The 18368-nt window shown below is 44.8% G+C and carries 16 protein-coding genes; 2 read left to right on the top strand and 14 right to left on the bottom strand.

Annotated features, from left to right (window positions below; translation table 11 throughout):
• Positions 1-51: 51 nt before the first annotated feature.
• Together R7190_RS15290 and R7190_RS15285 are read right to left on the bottom strand one after the other, a co-directional pair.
• Positions 52-1935: a methyl-accepting chemotaxis protein gene (locus R7190_RS15290; RefSeq protein ID WP_138940459.1), complete on the bottom strand. Its 1884-nt coding sequence runs from the start codon at positions 1933-1935 to the stop codon at positions 52-54.
• Between the two features lie 230 nt (positions 1936-2165).
• Complete coding sequence (locus tag R7190_RS15285) at positions 2166-3737, bottom strand: BCCT family transporter (RefSeq protein WP_047103228.1); 1572 nt, start codon at positions 3735-3737, stop codon at positions 2166-2168.
• Positions 3738-4124: 387 nt separating this feature from the next.
• Between R7190_RS15285 and R7190_RS15280 the strand changes: the two genes are divergently transcribed.
• A complete protein-coding gene (locus R7190_RS15280) occupies positions 4125-4601 on the top strand; it encodes a MarR family winged helix-turn-helix transcriptional regulator (protein WP_005376877.1) in 477 nt (158 codons plus the stop codon).
• A gap of 40 nt (positions 4602-4641) precedes the next feature.
• On the opposite strand, the gene R7190_RS15275 is transcribed toward R7190_RS15280, so the two are convergent.
• The 6 genes from R7190_RS15275 to R7190_RS15250 form a co-directional block, all read right to left on the bottom strand.
• Positions 4642-5280 (bottom strand): response regulator, encoded by a 639-nt coding sequence (locus R7190_RS15275; RefSeq protein WP_005376875.1) that lies wholly within the window; start codon positions 5278-5280, stop codon positions 4642-4644.
• Positions 5273-6628 (bottom strand): cache domain-containing protein, encoded by a 1356-nt coding sequence (locus R7190_RS15270; protein ID WP_005386831.1) that lies wholly within the window; start codon positions 6626-6628, stop codon positions 5273-5275. Before R7190_RS15270 ends, R7190_RS15275 begins: the two co-directional genes overlap by 8 nt.
• A 151-nt stretch (positions 6629-6779) precedes the next feature.
• Positions 6780-8066, bottom strand: coding sequence for a TRAP transporter large permease (locus tag R7190_RS15265; RefSeq protein ID WP_005376871.1), 1287 nt, complete (start codon positions 8064-8066; stop codon positions 6780-6782).
• Positions 8067-8078: 12 nt separating this feature from the next.
• Positions 8079-8618 (bottom strand): TRAP transporter small permease subunit, encoded by a 540-nt coding sequence (locus tag R7190_RS15260; protein ID WP_005376869.1) that lies wholly within the window; start codon positions 8616-8618, stop codon positions 8079-8081.
• 115 nt (positions 8619-8733) lie between these two features.
• Positions 8734-9825 (bottom strand): TRAP transporter substrate-binding protein, encoded by a 1092-nt coding sequence (locus tag R7190_RS15255; protein WP_017636112.1) that lies wholly within the window; start codon positions 9823-9825, stop codon positions 8734-8736.
• Positions 9826-10239: 414 nt separating this feature from the next.
• The gene (locus R7190_RS15250; RefSeq protein WP_005376863.1) at positions 10240-10644 is read right to left on the bottom strand and encodes a hypothetical protein; all 405 of its coding nucleotides are present in this window, start codon (positions 10642-10644) and stop codon (positions 10240-10242) included.
• Between the two features lie 273 nt (positions 10645-10917).
• On the opposite strand from R7190_RS15250, the gene R7190_RS15245 reads away from it, so the two are divergent.
• Entirely contained in the window at positions 10918-11583 is a 666-nt protein-coding gene (locus R7190_RS15245; RefSeq protein ID WP_186584868.1) for a DUF2982 domain-containing protein, read from the top strand.
• 18 nt (positions 11584-11601) lie between these two features.
• On the opposite strand, the gene R7190_RS15240 is transcribed toward R7190_RS15245, so the two are convergent.
• The 6 genes from R7190_RS15240 to R7190_RS15215 all read right to left on the bottom strand — a co-directional run bounded on the left by R7190_RS15240 (position 11602) and on the right by R7190_RS15215 (position 18291).
• A complete protein-coding gene (locus R7190_RS15240) occupies positions 11602-12258 on the bottom strand; it encodes an MBL fold metallo-hydrolase (protein WP_005376855.1) in 657 nt (218 codons plus the stop codon).
• A gap of 129 nt (positions 12259-12387) precedes the next feature.
• Positions 12388-12936 (bottom strand): DUF882 domain-containing protein, encoded by a 549-nt coding sequence (locus R7190_RS15235; RefSeq protein WP_031778936.1) that lies wholly within the window; start codon positions 12934-12936, stop codon positions 12388-12390.
• A 166-nt stretch (positions 12937-13102) separates the two neighbouring features.
• Positions 13103-14644, bottom strand: a complete 1542-nt coding sequence (locus tag R7190_RS15230; RefSeq protein ID WP_186584866.1) for a murein L,D-transpeptidase — start codon at positions 14642-14644, stop codon at positions 13103-13105.
• A gap of 153 nt (positions 14645-14797) precedes the next feature.
• Complete coding sequence (locus R7190_RS15225) at positions 14798-15880, bottom strand: DUF1513 domain-containing protein (protein ID WP_186584865.1); 1083 nt, start codon at positions 15878-15880, stop codon at positions 14798-14800.
• Positions 15861-16898, bottom strand: a complete 1038-nt coding sequence (locus tag R7190_RS15220; protein WP_318137574.1) for an imelysin family protein — start codon at positions 16896-16898, stop codon at positions 15861-15863. Before R7190_RS15220 ends, R7190_RS15225 begins: the two co-directional genes overlap by 20 nt.
• Before the next feature lie 10 nt (positions 16899-16908).
• On the bottom strand, positions 16909-18291 hold the full coding sequence (locus tag R7190_RS15215) for a di-heme oxidoredictase family protein (protein ID WP_104979495.1): 1383 nt from the start codon (positions 18289-18291) through the stop codon (positions 16909-16911).
• Positions 18292-18368 lie beyond the last annotated feature (77 nt).

Raw genomic sequence — 18368 nt, 5'->3', positions numbered from 1 at the left:
CGATCAAAAAAGGAGCCAGATGGCTCCTTTTTTACTTAGGTTGAGACAAGATTACAGCTTAAAGCGTTGAATCTCTTGTTCAAGTTCGTGTGATAGCTCAGACAGGTGAGCAGCTTGTTCTGCTGCTTGATGAGCTTCGACTGACAGCTCGTTAGACACATCACGAATACCTTCAGTGTTACGAGTGATCTCAGTGGTTACCGATGCTTGCTCTTCTGCTGCTGAAGCAATCTGCGTTGCCATATCACTGATACGCTCAACAGCAGTGTGGATTTGCGTCAAGCTCGCTGCAGCCGCATTGGCATCATCAACACTGGTATCAGCTAGACGACGACTGTCACCCATAATACCGACCGCCTTGGCTGTTGTGCCTTGTAGCATCTCGATAGTTTCTTGAATCTCTTGCGTTGAAGCATGAGTACGTTGGCTCAATACGCGGACTTCATCTGCAACCACAGCAAAACCACGGCCTTGCTCACCTGCACGTGCCGCTTCGATCGCCGCGTTCAGTGCAAGTAGGTTCGTTTGCTCTGCAATGCCTTGAATCGTTGATAGAATCGTATTGATGCTATTTCCGTGTGCTTCTAGCTCTTGAATCACATCAGTAGCAACTTGAACTTCTTGCGCTAAGTTCTGAATAGAGCCTTGCGTTTGAGTTACTTGGCTTGAACCATGTGAACAAGCTTGAACCGCTTCTTCTGAATTACTTGCCGTGCTATCAGCATTACCTGCAATTTCTTGTGTCGCTGCTGCCATTTCGTTCACAGCCGTCGCCACCATGTTGATTTCATCTTGCTGGTAAGAGATACGCTGACTACGCTCCTCAGCTTGCTGTGCTGTCGTGCGAGCTTGCTCTGAAAGCGCAGAAGATACGTGGCTAAGCTTAGTAACCATTGTGTGCATGTTGCCAACAAAACGGTTGAAGTTTTCCGCCAGTTTACCTACTTCATCATCACTGCGTGGTTCTAGGCGTTGCGTTAAGTCACCTTCGCCAGATGCAATTTCTTCCAGTGCATTTGATACGCGGTTCAAGTCACGGAACAAGAAACCAACTAGCCAAGAAACTGCAAGAATAACCACAATCGTGATCGCCACAGCAGTAAACAATAGATCTCGTAGCAATACCGCATGACCTGCTTCTTCTGTTGCGCGATCCATTTCAATCGCAAACATCCAATGCGTACCAGGAACTTTATTGAAGTAGTAAAGCTTCTCTTTTCCTTTGATTATCGTATCTTCGATACGACCTTCATCGGCGGCGCGCTCAATTGCCTCTTCTGAAAAATCTTTTAGAACACTGGTGATAGGCTTAAGCGTCAAGCTTTTATCTGGATGTGCTAAGAAGGTGCCTTCATTCATGTCGATTAGCATCGCATGCGCGTTTTCACCTGCATCTAAGTTAATGACATCGCTGATAAGCTGATCGATCAGTACGTCCGCACCAACAACACCAACAAACTGACCATTTTTCATTACTGGCTCAGCAATGGTCACAAGTAGTGCATTAGTGATTGCGTCTTGATATGCGGCTGTGATGATTTGCTTACCCGCTGCATCAGCATCCTTGTACCAAGGACGTGTGCGAGGGTCATAATCAGCACGGTTACGCTCCGGATGAGAGCGGTACATATCACCGTTTGGTGTACCAAGGAAGATGTCATCGAAGCCACCAGCCTTGCGAGCTTGTTGTAGGAAAGGAACAACGTCTTGCTCGGTCGAGTAGTCGTTGAACGCAGTGGCAATATCTTTACGGATATTGACCCAATCAGAAATTCCCTCTGACGCAGTAGTACTAAGACTTTGCGCACGTGAATAGACACCTGAACGAGTCTGATCAAATAATTGACCAGCCGACAACCAAGTAAGTGCTGTTGCCATCACAACAACAGCAGAAAGGCTTGCGCCTATAAGCTTTTGTTTTAATGATAATTTCATATTTATAGTTTTTTGAGTTGGGAGAACAGTTAAGGTGCATGAATATTACACACTTTTTTACGACTATTCACTAATTTTTAAAAAACAAAATAGCACATTAACTCTTTGTAAAATATGAACTTTCATGTGTCATTTTTTTGTCTCGAGCGTCATAAAAACCGCACAAAAAAGCCAGCAAATTGCTGGCCTTTTGATTAATTGTTAGTCAGACGGTTTTATAAAATGCCGAATTACTGACGCTCAGTTCGCATACCCATCAATAAGCTCACACACATTGCAAGCAGAATGAAGGTAAATGGCAGTGCTGTAGAAATGGCACCGGCCTGAAGAGCTTGAACCGCCTCGGAGCCACCAATCCATAGCAGAGCAACCGCAATTGCACCTTCCATGAATGCCCAGAAGACACGTTGAAGTACAGGTGCATCGACTTTACCACCTGCCGTGATACTGTCGATAACAAGTGAACCAGAGTCAGAAGATGTAATGAAGAACACAAGTACCAGCACAACAGCGATGATAGAAAGCATGCTACCAAATGGAAGAACATCAAACATTTGGAACATAGCGAGAGATACGTCAGTCAAGCCATTTGTGCCCAGCTCACCTACTTTATCAACAACTTGCTCGATCGCCAGGCCACCAAATACTGACATCCAAATAACAGTAACAGCGGTTGGAACAAGTAGAACGGCTGTAATGAATTCACGAACGGTACGACCGCGAGAAACACGCGCAATGAACATACCTACGAATGGTGACCATGAAATCCACCAAGCCCAGTAGAATACAGTCCAGCCTTGGAACCATGCCTCATCTGTACGACCAAACGGGTTACTTAGTGGAATAATATTCTCTACGTATGCCATAAGTGTGGTTGGAATCGAGCCTAAACTCGCCGCCCAACCGATAAGACCAACAAGGAGAAGTAGCAAGAACGCCACAACCATGTTGATGTTACTAATGACTTTAACGCCACCATCAATACCACGTACCACTGAAACAACAGCAAGCAAAGTTACAACGGTAATGACGACGATTTGTAGGCCAAGGCCTGGCTCAACACCAAATACGTGATGAATACCACTTGCTGCTTGCTGCGCACCTAGACCTAGGGATGTAGCAAGACCAAATAAAGTCGCAAGCACAGCCAGAATGTCCACAATGTGGCCAGCCCAACCCCATGCACGATCACCCAGAAGTGGGTAGAAGATCGAACGCATAGATAGCGGTAAACCTTTGTTGTAGGCAAAGAATGCTAAAGAAAGTGCTACAACACCGTAAATTGCCCATGGGTGAAGGCCCCAGTGGAACATCGTTGCACCCAGTGCCAATCTCGCGGCTTCTGGTGTATTTGCCTCAACACCAAGTGGCGTTTCATACCAACCGGTGAAGTAAGCGACAGGTTCTGCAACACTCCAGAACATTAAACCGATACCCATACCAGCTGCAAATAGCATTGCAAGCCATGACATAAACGAGTAATCGGCAACAGCGTCTTTACCACCTAGTCGAATCTTACCCATTGGTGAGACGATAAGCGCCAAACAGAAAATAACGAAAATGTTACCTGCAATAATGAACAACCAATCGAATGAACCAATAATTTTCCACTTCAGCCCATCAAGTGCCGTCTTTGCGGTATGTGCATCTAGAACTAATGCAGCGACAAGAAACAGCGCAATTAAACCTGCACTAATACCAAAAACTGGGTTATGAACATCAAAACCCCATTTTTGAACGTTGTCCTGACCTACCGTATAGTCGGTACTATCGATACTGTACTTATCTATACCCTTTGTCATCGTTCCTCTCTATTTTTGTAGTGTTTTTACGTACCAAACAAAAAAATCTTTCGAACACGATACGTTTTGCATTCCGTGAAGGCGCAAGATCCTATCATTTGACACGTTTTTGTCTATCTTTTTGCTATTAAAAAATCCAATAACTTACTTTTCACTGTGTGGTTACGGCCTTTGATAGAACAAATCACTACTACAATAGTTAGACCACAAACATTTATTGCTATAATAATTTTAGCTCTTCTTATTTTGTCGAAAAGGCGCGACAAAATGGTATTGAGGACACGGCGTAAAATTGTAGGGGTAATTTTTGATTTCCCCCCTTTAAATAAGGGCGCATTTAAGTTAGTGTCGCCTCGATAAATGTTCCCTACAGACTGGATGAATAAATTGGAAAAGTACGAAGAAGTATTGGTCTCGATTCGTCAGATCATCCGCGCTATTGATTTACATTCTAAAAAGCTGAGCAAAGAGTCTGGATTGACTGCTCCACAGTTGATTTTGATGCGCGCTATCAATGACTTAGATAACGTGACGATTAAACAGTTGTCTAGCCACACTAACATGAGCCAAGCGACCGCAACGACCATTCTAGATAGACTAGAACGAGGCCAGTTTGTTGAGCGTCAGCGCAGTGTTCAAGACAAGCGTAAAGTGCATGCTGTACTTACGAGCAAGGGCCAAGAAGCCTTAAAACAAGCACCAACGCCGCTGCAAGAGCACTTCATTAATCGATTCCAAAAATTGGAAGAATGGGAGCAATCCCTTCTACTATCTTCCGTTCAACGCATCTCGACGATGATGAATGCAGAGGACATCGATGTTGCTCCAATGCTAGAGCTTGGTAGCATTACCAAAGCCGATTAGTTTCGCTCCCACGTGCTCGCTTTTTGCGGGCACTACTCTCCTACTCAGTCAAGCCAGTTTCAAACGCATATTTTGCTAACTCTGCCGTCGAATGTAAGTCCAACTTGTGCTTAATGTTATGGCGATGCGTCTCTACCGTTCGATAACTAATATTGAGTAAAGTGGCGATTTTTTTGCTGCTGTTTCCTTGAGCAACTAATTTAAGTACCGCTTCTTCCCTGCGGCTGAGAGGATTCGTTTTTTGCGTGGCAGGCACCACTTCTTGGGTAAAGAGTGTTTGTGTGACGGATTCACAGAAATACGTCGAGCCTTGGTTCACCGTTTTTATTGCTTGCACCATTTTCTCGGCCGAGATTTCCTTGAGCATATATCCTACGGCACCAGCTTGCATGACCTTCATGATGTACTCGCGATTATCGTGCATGGTCAACATAAGTATTTTGCTCTCTGGGCGCGCTTCTTTAATTACACCAGTCGCTTCAATACCGTTCATTATAGGCATGCTGATATCCATCAATATGACATCCGGTTGCAAGTGCTTTGCGACCTCTATCGCTTCCAAACCATTACTTGCTGTACCCACCACTTCGATGTCAGGCTCTAACTCCAAACGAGCCATGAAGCCATCCAACACCACTTGATGATCATCGACAATCACTACACTAATCGGTTTATCCATAAACTATTTCATCCAAATTAAGCAGCACGGTAATCTCTGTTCCCAAGCCAAGCTCACTCATTAGCTCAAATTCACCACCGATGAACTCTACACGCTCTTGCATATTCCTTAACCCAATCCCTTGTTGGTGCACTGCTTGGTTAACCACAAACCCAACGCCATCATCACGTATGAGTAATTGCAGCATATTGCCCATTTTTTGCAAAGTAACCGTTACTTTTTTCGCTCGCGCATGTTTTTCAATGTTATTCAAAGACTCCTGAGCGACGCGATATAGCGTCGTTGCGACTTCCGAAGTCAGTTTGTGCTGCTGAGTATCGAAATTGCTCTCGATATCAATCCCGGAATGGGAATGAAAATCCTGTAGCAAGGTCGTCAGTGCTGCTTCTAAACCGATATCATCGAGGGCGCTTGGACGGAGCTGATGAGAAATATGCCGCACCTCATTTATCGCGGTGACGAGCGATCGTTGTGATTTATCTAAGTGGGATTTGAGTTTTTCGTCTTCCAGTCTATGACTCATTAAGTCTAAATGACATTTACTGGAGACTAACAACTGATTGATTCCATCATGCAGTTCTCGCGCTAAATGCTTTTTCTCATCTTCTTGGAACATCACGGTTTTATGTGCCAATTCTTTCAGGTTCTTATCAGCGAGGCGATGCTCGTGCAGATTGATCGCCAAAGTGAGAACAATGATTACAGCAACGGTCACCGCTAAGATCACGACGACTGAGAAAAATGTCGTTTCGATATTTTTGTTCACTGCCGCGCGCATATTGGCGACTTCTCGGCTGACATCCTCAATATACAGCCCAGTCCCTATCATCCATTCCCACTTATCGAGCCATGCAGCGTAACTAAGCTTAGGGACGACTTCACCCGTAGATGGCTTTTGCCACAGGTACTGATGAAATCCGCCACCGGATTGCGCTTGATACAATAAAGCTTCGATTAAGCGATCGCCATTTTCGTCTTCAAGATAGAGTAAGTTTTCCCCGACAAGCTCTGGAAGAACTGGGTGTACAAGGTTGGTACCATATTTATCATAAGCAAAAAAATAGCCGTCAGACCCATAACTCAAACGATTTAAAATCGCTTTCACACGCGTTTTGGCAACACTCTCTTCTAATGTCGGATCGTTGTAGATGTAAGAAATGGAGTCAAAAGCGACGTCGACCGTATCTTTCAGCGCCGCTTCTTTTGATTGGATCAGGTTTTGATGAAAGATCTCTACCTCCCTTTTGCCAAGGGTCTTGGTTTGATAGATAGAGATCCAGCTGATACTCGCTGACACCAATACCACGGGTATCAGTGTCAGCAGAATTAACTTTGCTTTGAGAGGCATCCCTTCCCTCCATGAAACGCTGCCTTTACAGCTTACTATCTTAGCAGTACAAACCAATCGATTGTGTCTGCATAGACATAATTAACAGCTTAACAACTTGTCTCAAAAGGTAAAAACTCTCAGTTCACAAAATCTCTTTATTATCGAGTGATTAACTCATACCGTAAAAACCTGGGAAAAACAGCAAAGACGCCAACACAACAATCTGAATCGCGATGAATGGCATCACACCTTTGTAGATATCACGCGTAGTAACCCCTGCTGGAGCGACACCTTTTAGATAAAACAAACTAAAGCCAAATGGCGGTGTGAGGAACGACGTCTGCAAGTTCATCGCAATAAGAATCGCAAACCACGTCATATTAATGCCCATCAATTCAGCGACTGGCGCAATAATTGGCACGATGATAAAACAGATTTCAACGAAGTCGATAAAGAAACCTAAAATCAGAATCACCACCATGGTAATAATAAGGAATCCCCACTTTTCACCCGGCAGTTCTAACATCCACTCTTCAACTAAATAATCACCACCAGTGTAGGTAAATGCCATTGAGAAGGCGGTCGCACCAAGTAAGATCGCAAAGACCATTGCGGTTACTTTAACTGTCTCTTTTGATGCATCATAAATCATCGACCAACTAAACTGCTTATACAATAGCGATAAAATAATCGCACCTGCACCACCCAGTGCCGCTGACTCTGTTGGTGTTGCAATCCCTGCAAAGATGGAGCCCAATACCACGATGATTAATGCTAAAGGTGGCAATACAGCTTTCAGTGCGGTGAGCACTTCTTGTTTACGACTGATCGACTCATCGCGCTCTATCGCCTGTGCGGCTTGAGGGTTCAACTTCGCGTAGATGAGAATGTAGATCACATAGGCGCCAACAAGTGTAATACCGGGCCAGATCGCAGCTTGAAATAGGTCCCCTACCGGTACGCCAAGTACATCACCCAACAAGATCAACACGATAGAAGGTGGGATAATTTGGCCCAACGTGCCAGACGCACAAATAGTCCCACACGCTAAACCTTTGTCGTAATTGTACTTGAGCATCACAGGAAGAGATATTAAGCCCATCGCAACAACTGATGCGCCTACCACACCCGTTGAAGCTGCAAGCAATGCGCCAACTAACACGGTAGAAATAGCGATACCACCGCGAACGCCACCGAACAAACGCCCCATTGATTCTAGTAGCTGTTCAGCAAGCTTCGTTTTCTGTAGCACTAGCCCCATAAAAACGAACAGCGGTACGGCCATTAGCACCGTATTTTCCATAATGGACTGAATTCGATATGGCATAAAAGCAAACATCTCGATGCCTTCAGCCCAAACACCAAAAATCAGCGCGATACCACCAAAAGTAAAGGCAACGGGAAATCCCAATAGAAGCGCAAAGAGCGCAACAAAAAACATCACTATACCGATCATAATGACTTCCTTTTACGACTTACCGTTATTACCGGCATAGATGAGATGAGGGTTGACAATTTTGTTGATTGAATGGAGTAACAATCCAATACCACTCACCGCCATAAAGAAAAATGACAGCGGAATCATCGCTTTGATAATCCAACGATATGGTAAGCCACCTGGGTCACCAGACGTCTCGCCTAACGCGTAACTTTCCTTGGCGAAATCAATACCAAACCAAGCCACCAGTAGGCAAAAAGGGAATAAGAAAAATAGTGTGCCTATGATGTCGATGATGGATTGTGCTTTGTAAGATAACCGTTCATAAAAAATGTCGACGCGAACATGCCCACCGGACTTAATTGCGTAAGGCACACCAAGCAAGAACACGGCAGAGAATAGATGCCATTCCATTTCTTGGAATGCGATAGACACATCATTAAACACGTAACGCATGACAACGTCGTACACAACGTTTGCTAACAACAAAATAAACAGGATGCTGGATAACCATCCGAGAAAATCGCTAAAGCGGTTAAATAATCGCTCAATATAAATAAGACTTCTCATTCCGAACTCCGTGGAACGTTTAGATGCGCTCCGCTATGGTGCGGAGCATTCATTATGAAGTTTTCTTGGGCTTCGATAGCAGGCTAAACCTCTCGGCATCGCCTGCTTCATAACGTTATTGTTGAGCTTGACTGTTTAAGTACGCTCGGTGCGAAATATCTGACCATGGTCGAACTTGATTCATATAGTTCGCTTGCGACTCTTGAATCTCTTTCGCCAAAGCATCTTTCTCTGCATGTTCTTTCAACAAACGATCGTTTGCTTCTCGCAACGCAGCTACTACTTCAGGTGGGAAATCTTTTACTTCAACATTTGGGTATTCAGACTTAATAGACGCCCAGTTTTTGCCGCTTTCGTGTTTCGATTGCGTGTACATATCGTAAGCGGCCGTTTTCATGGCTACTTGCAAAATCGCTTTTAGATCATCAGGTAGACGGTTCCAGGTACGCTTGTTAACGAGGAACTGAAGCTCAGTCGCTGGCTCATGCCAACCTGTGTAGTAGTAAGGCGCGATTTTGTGGAAGCCCATACGTAGATCCAGCGATGGACCAACCCATTCCAAGGCATCAATTGTGCGACGCTCTAGAGAAGTATATAGCTCACCAGGGGCGATATTCGTTGGCTTGGCACCTAACTCAGCCAAAATCTCACCAGCAAACCCTGGGATACGCATTTTCAAACCCTGTAAGTCCTCGACGGACTTGATCTCTTTTTGGAACCACCCGCCCATCTGAGTATCGGTATTACCGCCAGGGAAAGACATCAAGTTATGTGGAGAGTACACTTTTTCCATCAGCTCCATACCACCGCCGTAGTAAAACCATGCATACTGCTCAGTTGGCAACATACCGAAGGGCATAGAAGTGAAGTAAAGTGTGTTTGGAACCTTACCCTTCCAGTAATAAGACGCTGAGTGACCCATGTCATACTGACCCGACTTAACCATATCAAACACCCCAAAAGGCGCTTTATGCTTGTTTGCGGAATCAATGCGGATTTGCAAACGTCCGTTGGACATCTCTTCCGCCATTTTGGCCATGTTTTTTGTGGTATCACCAAAAATTGGGAAATTAGGCCCCCAAGTTTCAGCAAGCTTTAAACGATAGACTTTTTCAGCAGCGTTTACAGAAGTCGCTGCGAGTGCCATCGCGGCAGCGACAGCGGTTGTTTTGAGCACTCGTTTTAAAGATTTTTGGATTAGACTCATCGTTCACGTCCTTTATCACCAAGGTTATTGTTGTCATCCATTTCATTAGGATTGGCTGTATTCGGTATAAAAGATGTAACAATGTTGTCTAATGCGAAATGGGCATGAACACGGAAGCGAGTAATTCATCAATAAGGCATTAGCCTAAGGTATTACGTACAAGTACGTAGGACAACCGTCATGACAAAAGACTGTTAATAGCAAAATCAATAAATTATATTTTTATCTATGAATAAAAATAAAAGACAATACGTACGTATTTTTCTGCCAAAAAATTTACATAGTATTTAAGAAAATGTGACAAACCACTTATTGGCAGTGTTAAAGTCAGTACTTAATGCATTATTTCCAATACCAAGATAAAAAAATACCTCGGCATCGGCCGAGGTATTCAATCTAGAACGGTAGCGGTAATTAAACTGCTTTGTAGATAACTTTGTTACCTGCTAACTGCTCTTTTTGAACTAGGTTTTCTTCAAGAAGCTTCTTTAGTGCGCCAGTAGCCCATGATGCCGCTTTAGTATCTTCTTGACCTGCAGCTAGACCGATGCCTTTAGGGTTAATACCTTCAGCATTCGCCATAACGATGTCTAATACTTGTTGTTGCTTAGGAGTAAGGGCAACATCAACTGTTTTCACTGCAGCTACTTTTTTATCAGCTACTACTTTCTCCGCAACAGCTTTTTCAGCAACAGAAGGTGCTACTGCTTTTTCCGCAACAGGCTTCACTGCTTTAGGTGCTGCAGCTAAGTTTGCTACTGTCGCTTTAATGCGTTTTTGCAGTTTCATCTGCACTTTACGCTTATGAGCAAGTCTCATTGAATATTTCTCCAGTTCACTGCATCTCAGCAGGGATGAAAATTTGAAGCGCGTTTTATACCAAAATTCACAAGCAATTTGTAGGTTTTAGCGGCGAAACGCGATGAAAAATGCGCTCAAAGCATAGAACGTCTACTATTTAATCAGATATTTTATGAACGGATTTATTGAATACTGGGTATAAAAACAGAGGTTTGTTTTATTTTAAATGCAAATCAATGCACATAAAGCTACCCACTTATTTTTGGACAAGTATTCGATGAGGTTATAAGCATGGAAACGCTGCACCTAACAAATTCACATTTCAAACCCGACTCCCCTATCAACAGAATACTTTTGTTGCTTGTTGCACTCATCACTTTGTTTTTGGTTGCCATTTCTCCGGGATGGAAGCAAGCCATGTTCTCGGTCATTTTGATGTCTGCAATCGTTGGTTTCGCCATCTTGATGATTAAGAAAAGCCAAGTCACTTTTACGCTGACAGCTTCTCACTTTCAGCAACACCTTTTTAAAGGAGGTTGGGTCGTCCGATGGCGAAATATTGAGTCAATCGGTATTTGTAGCTACCAACAGGAAGGGTGGCACCAACCGCTACCTTGGATCGGTATTCGTCTAAAACACTACTCGCCCTACTTAAATTCAATCTGCCCTCGTATAGCGACAGAAATTCTCCTCAGCCAGCGAGCACTGCTTTACTTAGGCGCGAAACAAAATCAGTGTGAAGATAAGTTTGAGGATATAGTGCTTGACCCTAAACCGTATATAAACAGAGATGGGATTGAGTACAAAGGTTTGTTAGCGATGCTCGCCAACCGGATGAAGTATCAGAGAGGCTTTTATGGCTACGATCTATTTATATCAGCAAGTGATCTAGATCGTGAGGCTGAGGATTTTGTGGGACTGACTCGGCGATACTTAGCTGCCGCCGAGCCAGAATAATGCTTAGTACACGCACTTTTAGTAAAGCGGCATCTCGTCAGCAACGAACGGGTTAGTTTTACGCTCATGACCGAAAGTCGATTGAGGGCCGTGACCAGGGACAAACGTGACATCATTGCCTAAAGGCCACAATTTCTCTTTGATAGAACTAATCAACGTATTGAAATCACCTTGTGGGAAGTCAGTTCGACCAATGCTACCGTTAAACAAAACGTCACCCACAAACGCTAAACGCGCTTCTTCACTGTAAAGCACAACGTGACCAGGTGTATGACCAGGTGTGTGGAATACGTTCAGCACTTGATTACCAAAAGTGACAGTGTCACCTTCATTTAGCCATTGGTGCGGTTCAAACGCTTCTGTCAGCGGGAAACCAAACATTTGGCTCTGACCTTCCAAACCTTGCAACCAGAAGTTATCTGCCTTGTGAGGACCAACAATCTCTGTACCGCCAAGCAGTGCAGACAGCGGTTCCGTGCCACCTACGTGGTCCAAGTGACCGTGTGTTAGCACTAGGTTTACCACGTCAACACCCAGCTCTTTGATAAGCATAGCGAGCTGCTTTTCATCGCCGCCTGGGTCAACCACAATACCTTTCATGGTTTCGTCACACCAGACAATAGAACAGTTTTGAGAGAAAGATGTTACTGGAACAACTTGGTATTTCAGAGCCATAGATAACCTATACCGAATAAATTTGCATGAAAACTGCCGCAACTATGACACTAAGGCCTAGCGACTTCAAGCTTTGAACTGTGGGTAATCGACGACGTTCTGAGACTAGAAACCTTGTCTCAACTAGCACTACCAGGAACGAACAGCTCCCGTATCGATATGAACAAAGTTACTACCTGGATAATAACCCACGCCACCGGCTTTTAGGCTTAATGCAGCATCACGAACCGTTGAAAGCTTCACGCCGTCTAAACGAAAATCAATGGCCTTTCCTTCCATGTGCATGCTCTTTTTCGCTACACGAGAAGACCCGTTGCGCAGCGAGGCGTTAGTGGCAGGAGAACGGTAACCTGAAATGACGATCACCTCTGCTTCTGTACCAATTAACTTTTGAATTTGGCTTATTTGATCGAACAAGCGTCGATCCATCGGATGAACCTCATTCCGTCGATGGTCTCGACAAAACTCATTCAGCCTTTGAAGTTCATCATTAATGTATCGTTTTCCATCGAAATAGCATGTTTCGAGGATCTCTCCAGTATTAAGATTGTTCATCGCCAGCGCACGTGGCTCGTCAGGGAGTGAAGCCCAAGAAAATGATGGCAGGGCAGACGCCAACACCACACCACCAGCGGTCATTTTAAGGAAATCTCGGCGGGAAAAGTTACGACTTACCATTTCAAAATACAGTGCTCAACAACTAGACAAGTCGTGGACATTAACCAAACACATTTGTCACGTCAAATGCATAAAACGCTCCATCTTGATTTTCAGATGCAGTAATTATTGCTTAATTATTGAACGAAAAGAGAATTCTTCGTTTTGTAAATTTTCCTTAAAGATTTCAACTGCGGTGATCGTACTTATAGATATCATCACGGTAGTAAAGCGTTCCCTCTTCCAACCATGCTGTTTGATAAATGATGTGTACTTGAATGCGCTCTCCCAAAGGAACTGACGTGTTAGACCGACGAGAACTTTCTCGCTTTTTCGCTAAACGTTCTTCCAACCCCTGAGTTTTGAACAGAAGTTCTGCTAACTGGTCTGCATGTTCTACACGAACACATCCTGAGCTGAATGCGCGTCTGTCCTGTTCAAACAAGTTCTTACTTGGCGTGTCATGCAAATAAATAGCTTGTGGGTTAGGCATATTGAACTTGTACAATCCCAGTGCATTTTGTAAGCCCGACGCCTGTCGCATACGATAAGGAAATGTTCTCGGATTCACCGTTGCCCAATTGATGGTTGTAGGGTCAATAATTTCGTTCGAAGTCCAAGACCGAATGATTTGAATGTTATGGTTAATCAAATACATCGGATTACGTTTTACTTTAGGAATAATGTCTTTAACCATGATAGTCCAAGGCACGTTCCAAGTTGGGTTGAGAATAACTGAATCCAGTGCTACCGACATGATGGGCGTTTTTCTTGATGCTCTCCCTACCACGACTTTAGACTCAAACAAGGGTTGACCGTCATGCCAATACGTGACTTCGTATCCAGGCACGTTAACAAAGACAACATTATCCCTTTCTTTCGACCAAATTCTTGAACGCTCAGAATTCAACGCCAACAGATGCAATCGCTCTTGAGGAGAAAAGTTGATCCATCGAATGGTATTCGGGCCGATAACGCCATCTTCTTTCAAACCATGAATACGCTGGAACTCTTTTATCGCAAGCTCTAATTGTTCGTCATATTCTTCAGTGACTAAATCCAAGTAAGAAACATCTACGCCTACGATCTCCATTCGCTCAATCAATAGGGGTCTGTTTTCTAATATATCGCCAACACGTGCTAGCCCAGTTTGTTGATAGGCAGGATATTGGTACTGAGAATGTTCCGATAGCGAAGAATAGGTGGAGTAGAAAGCATCATCTGTTTGTAATGGAGACCGGAGACTTGCCAAAAACTGACCAAGTTTGCCAACCGTAATCTCATTACTCAGAACCGATAAAGTATCGATGCTAGGAGCGGGTAACGTAACATGGGCTTTGTCTGTAAATAGCCAATTAATCCCTTCTTCGGGGAGTTGCTCAAGATAACTAAGGTACATCAAGAGTGAATCTGTCATCACTAAATCGAAGTCGAGATTATCTCCCTGCCACCTTACTTGGTTTATCCGGTGAAGTTGATTTTCGAATTCATCGGTGACATCCGCAAGTGCAACCAGGTTTACTTGAAAAAGAAACTGCTCAATATCACTTTCATTTTCCCAGTTCAAACGGTAATTGGTGCTTTGATACAGTTGATCAATCACCTCTGGATAATGGATCATTTTTTCTACAGACAGCTTTTGTACCGCTCCCTCTTGCTCGACTTGCGCTGAAGCTTCGAGAGAAACGACGGTGGAAAAGCTGCAAAACGGCACCAGAAGTGCCGTCATGATTAAAACCCTAGCAAACACTGAAATGATCCTTGCGCTACTTGCCATAATAAAAAGTATGGCAAATATCTCACAGCTTGCAGGTTTAAAATTAAGAATCTGATGCCGAAAACGACAACAAAACTCTCTATAAGTAATTACTCAATGATCTTTCTAGATAATTCTCGACCAATGGTTATCCCATTGCACACCGCTTGCGAAGGTATTTTTTGACGCTTCGGGCTTTTGCTCTACCACTTTTCCCGCCCCAGAGCTGACTCGGAACTCATCGCCATAGACCACAACACCAGAAGCGTCTGGTAACGCACTTAGCTCGACCAATTTGCCAGTAGATTTAGACCATATACCATAACAACTGCCCGGAGGCGAAGTGGCTAAGATCCATTCATCGGTTGCTGCAATACTCGCAACGTAGTGATTGAAACGCGCCCACTCTTCAGGCTCGGCTTGAAGATCTTGCATTTCACCACCGCGTGTGTGCATGGCGATCAAAGCTGGATACTCGTCCGGCTCACCACGATATTGCTGACCACAAAGCACGGTTTCCGCACCGTCATGGGCTAAGTGGCGAATACTCAACTTATGATCCGGTAAAGACACTTGATCCAATAGCTCCCCTTCCTGTGAAAGGTAACTCAGACTCGGTCTCATGCTATCAAGATTGAGAGGTTCACGGCCGTTGGTGTGTACGCCACCGACGCCAATCGCTAGTGCGCCATCAGGCATCATGATCACTTCATGAGGGCCAAGGCCAAAACCCGTTAACTCATCGATTTTTTGATATTGCTTCTGCACATCATAAACACCAATGATCCCACGACTTGTCCCCCTCTCCCCTTCAGTGGCAAATAGCAACGTGCCATCATGGGAGTAAACGCCATGCCCATAGAAATGGCGGTTTGGTTTTGCTAGCTGCAGTTTGATCATCTGCTCTGAACGATAATCAAACACCATGAAGAAAGTACCTGGCCGACGACCAAAGACTACGGCGTGGCCTTGTTGGTTTGTTGCTACACCGTGACCACGCTCAGGAATCGGCAATGAAGATAGCGGCATACCATGCTCATCCGCTACAACCGCTGCATATTTATCTCGGCCAATGATAGAGCAGCCGATCAACGCAGGCTCACGTGAGCTTGTTGAAGCACAACCAAATGGCATCATAGGTGTAGCCGCCCCGAATAGAGCGGCTTTCAGTAAGTTTCGGCGGGTTTGATCAGTCACCATCGGTTGCATTAAATCCTATAACCACGCCAAGCTCGATCGCCACTTCTTCGTGAATCAGGTACTTCAATTGCTCTAGCTTATTGTACTGAGCGAGCACCATGCGATAGCCTTCTTTTGTTTGTAGTGCAACAAACAAGCTCTTATCTTCTGGCCAAGTTTCTAACGCCATTCCAAATTGATGAACAACACGGTCTGCGAGATCTGCATGGCCTTGCTCTCTAAGTAGCACATCTAAACCATTCCCGTTAGCAAAGTACAACGCTTCCATCCCTTGAAGGTTGGCTTTTAAGTTTGAAAGCGAGGTCTCTGAACGCCACGATTCTGAGAAATACGGGCGAGGCTTACCAATCTTCGCTAGCGGTCGGCTCAACTTCTTCATGCTGTATTCAAGCTGATTCGAGAGCAGTGAAATGTACTCAGATTCCCATTCCGTCATCTCTAGCGATTTCCAAGGGTTCTCTGCCCAAGAATCCGCGATGATCTGCGCTTTGTTATCGAGGTTTTCTGCAATCGCTACGCCTGTCACACAAGTATTGCTGTTGCTAGATAAGGTCGACGCTTTATCGTAAAGCAGCCATTCCAGAGCCCCTAAACCTTGCACGGTGACACTTTGGGTGGAGATATCTTCTGCACTCCAAGCTTGGTCAGATTTCGTCAATACAGACATTTTACGACCAGTAGTGTTCTTTTTATCTGGCCAAAACTGAACATTCCAGCTTTGCTCCAGCGCCGTAGCAGGGCCACGTTCTTGACCTTGTAATGCCATCCACGCAAGCATCGTTTGATGCCACTGCTGTTTTACTTGTGCATCATCTTTCGACTCTGATGCGCAGTAACCTGCGAAGCGTTGTTCAAGTTCTGTGGTTTGCGCTAAAAACGTCTGAGCTGATTGAAACTCGACCTCGTACACGCTTTGAGAAATATGACTTGTACTCTCAGGCTTGGCAACGCTCGAACCGATGGTCGATTGGCAACCAACCAAACTTAACGTTGCGGCAATCGCACTCACTAATAGTGTTTTTTTCATGGTTGCTTCCTCATAGAGAATTCAGAAACGCAATCAATGCGTCACGTTCTTTTTTGTTCAGTGCTAAGACGTTTTGTTTCGCCGTTTCAGCTTCGCCGCCGTGCCACAACACCGCTTCCATCAGGTTACGAGCGCGGCCATCATGTAGAAAGTAAGTATGTGCGTTTACTTCTTCGGTATAACCAATGCCCCATAGCGGTGCTGTTCGCCACTCGCGGCCGTTTGCTTGATATTCCGGACGGTTATCGGCTAAGCCTTCACCCATGTCATGCAAAAGCATGTCGGTGTATGGGTGGATAAGCTGCTCAGAAAGCGCTGGTAACTCTGGTCGTTTCGCCGTTTTAACACTGGTCTTGTGGCAGCTTTCACAGCCAGACGCAGCAAAGATTTGCTTGCCAAGTTTCACGTTAGGGCCATTGACATTACGGCGAATAGGTACAGCTAAGTGCTGGCTGTAAAACTCTACGAAGTCGAGAATATTTTCACTCACTTCTGGTTTGCCGCCATTTGGCATGTCGTCACAAATGCTTTGTTTCGAGGTACAGTTTTCATTTGGGAATAAATGGCTCGTAAGACCCACATCACCATTAAATGCTGCTGCATTTTGCTGCATTAGCGTCGGTTGTCCTGCTTTCCAGCCAAAACGACCAATCGAGAAGTCGTCCTTCTCAATATCCCACACCTTATTGACTTTGCCTGAGATACCGTCTTTGTCGGCATCTTGTTCATCAGCCCAAGCAAGTAGCGTTTCGTCGGGAATACTCTCTAACAAACCAAGGCCGATCATTGGCGGTGCCACGCGTGCTGAGAACTCGGTATCAGGGTGCATATCGCCGTAACCCAGATCGGTAATGTTCAAATGAGGTTTTCTTAGCGTCACCGTCGTACCGTCTTTAAATTTCACTGGGACATCGGTGTAAGTGATTTCGATTTTGCCTTCTGGCGTTTGATCTTGCAGGGCGAAATCTTGAAGCTGGCCACCATAAGTCGGCTCAGGTATGCCGCCATCTTTGATGTAAGCTTTCTTTTGTTCTGGCGTCATCGCAGGAATGCTTAAGCGCACTAACATAGACACTGCATGTAAATCATCTTTCTCTGGCGGATGACCACGACCGTCTTTGATGTGACAATTCTGACAACCATTGGTGTTAAAAAGCGGGCCTAAGCCATCACGAGCGTCTGTTGACGCTGGCGCTTGTACCCAAGGGTTGCGGAAAAAGCTGTTACCGACGCTAAAATCGAGGCGTTTGCTCATTGGCAAGTTAGCAGCAGGAAGAGAATAGGCATTCGCGCCGTCTTTTTTAACACTGGTTTTGCCACCAGACTTAACATCATAAGCCATGGCAGAAGAAGAAAGGATCGCGGCTAGCGCAGAAATTAGGTATGGCTTCATATCATTGCTCTACATAGACAACAAGGGTGATAACAACGAGCTCAAACGTCAAAAGGGCTCACAAAGAGCCCTTATTT

The organism is Vibrio sp. 1078-1 (genome assembly GCF_033340475.1).
This window is presented reverse-complemented; position numbering and strand designations above follow the sequence as displayed.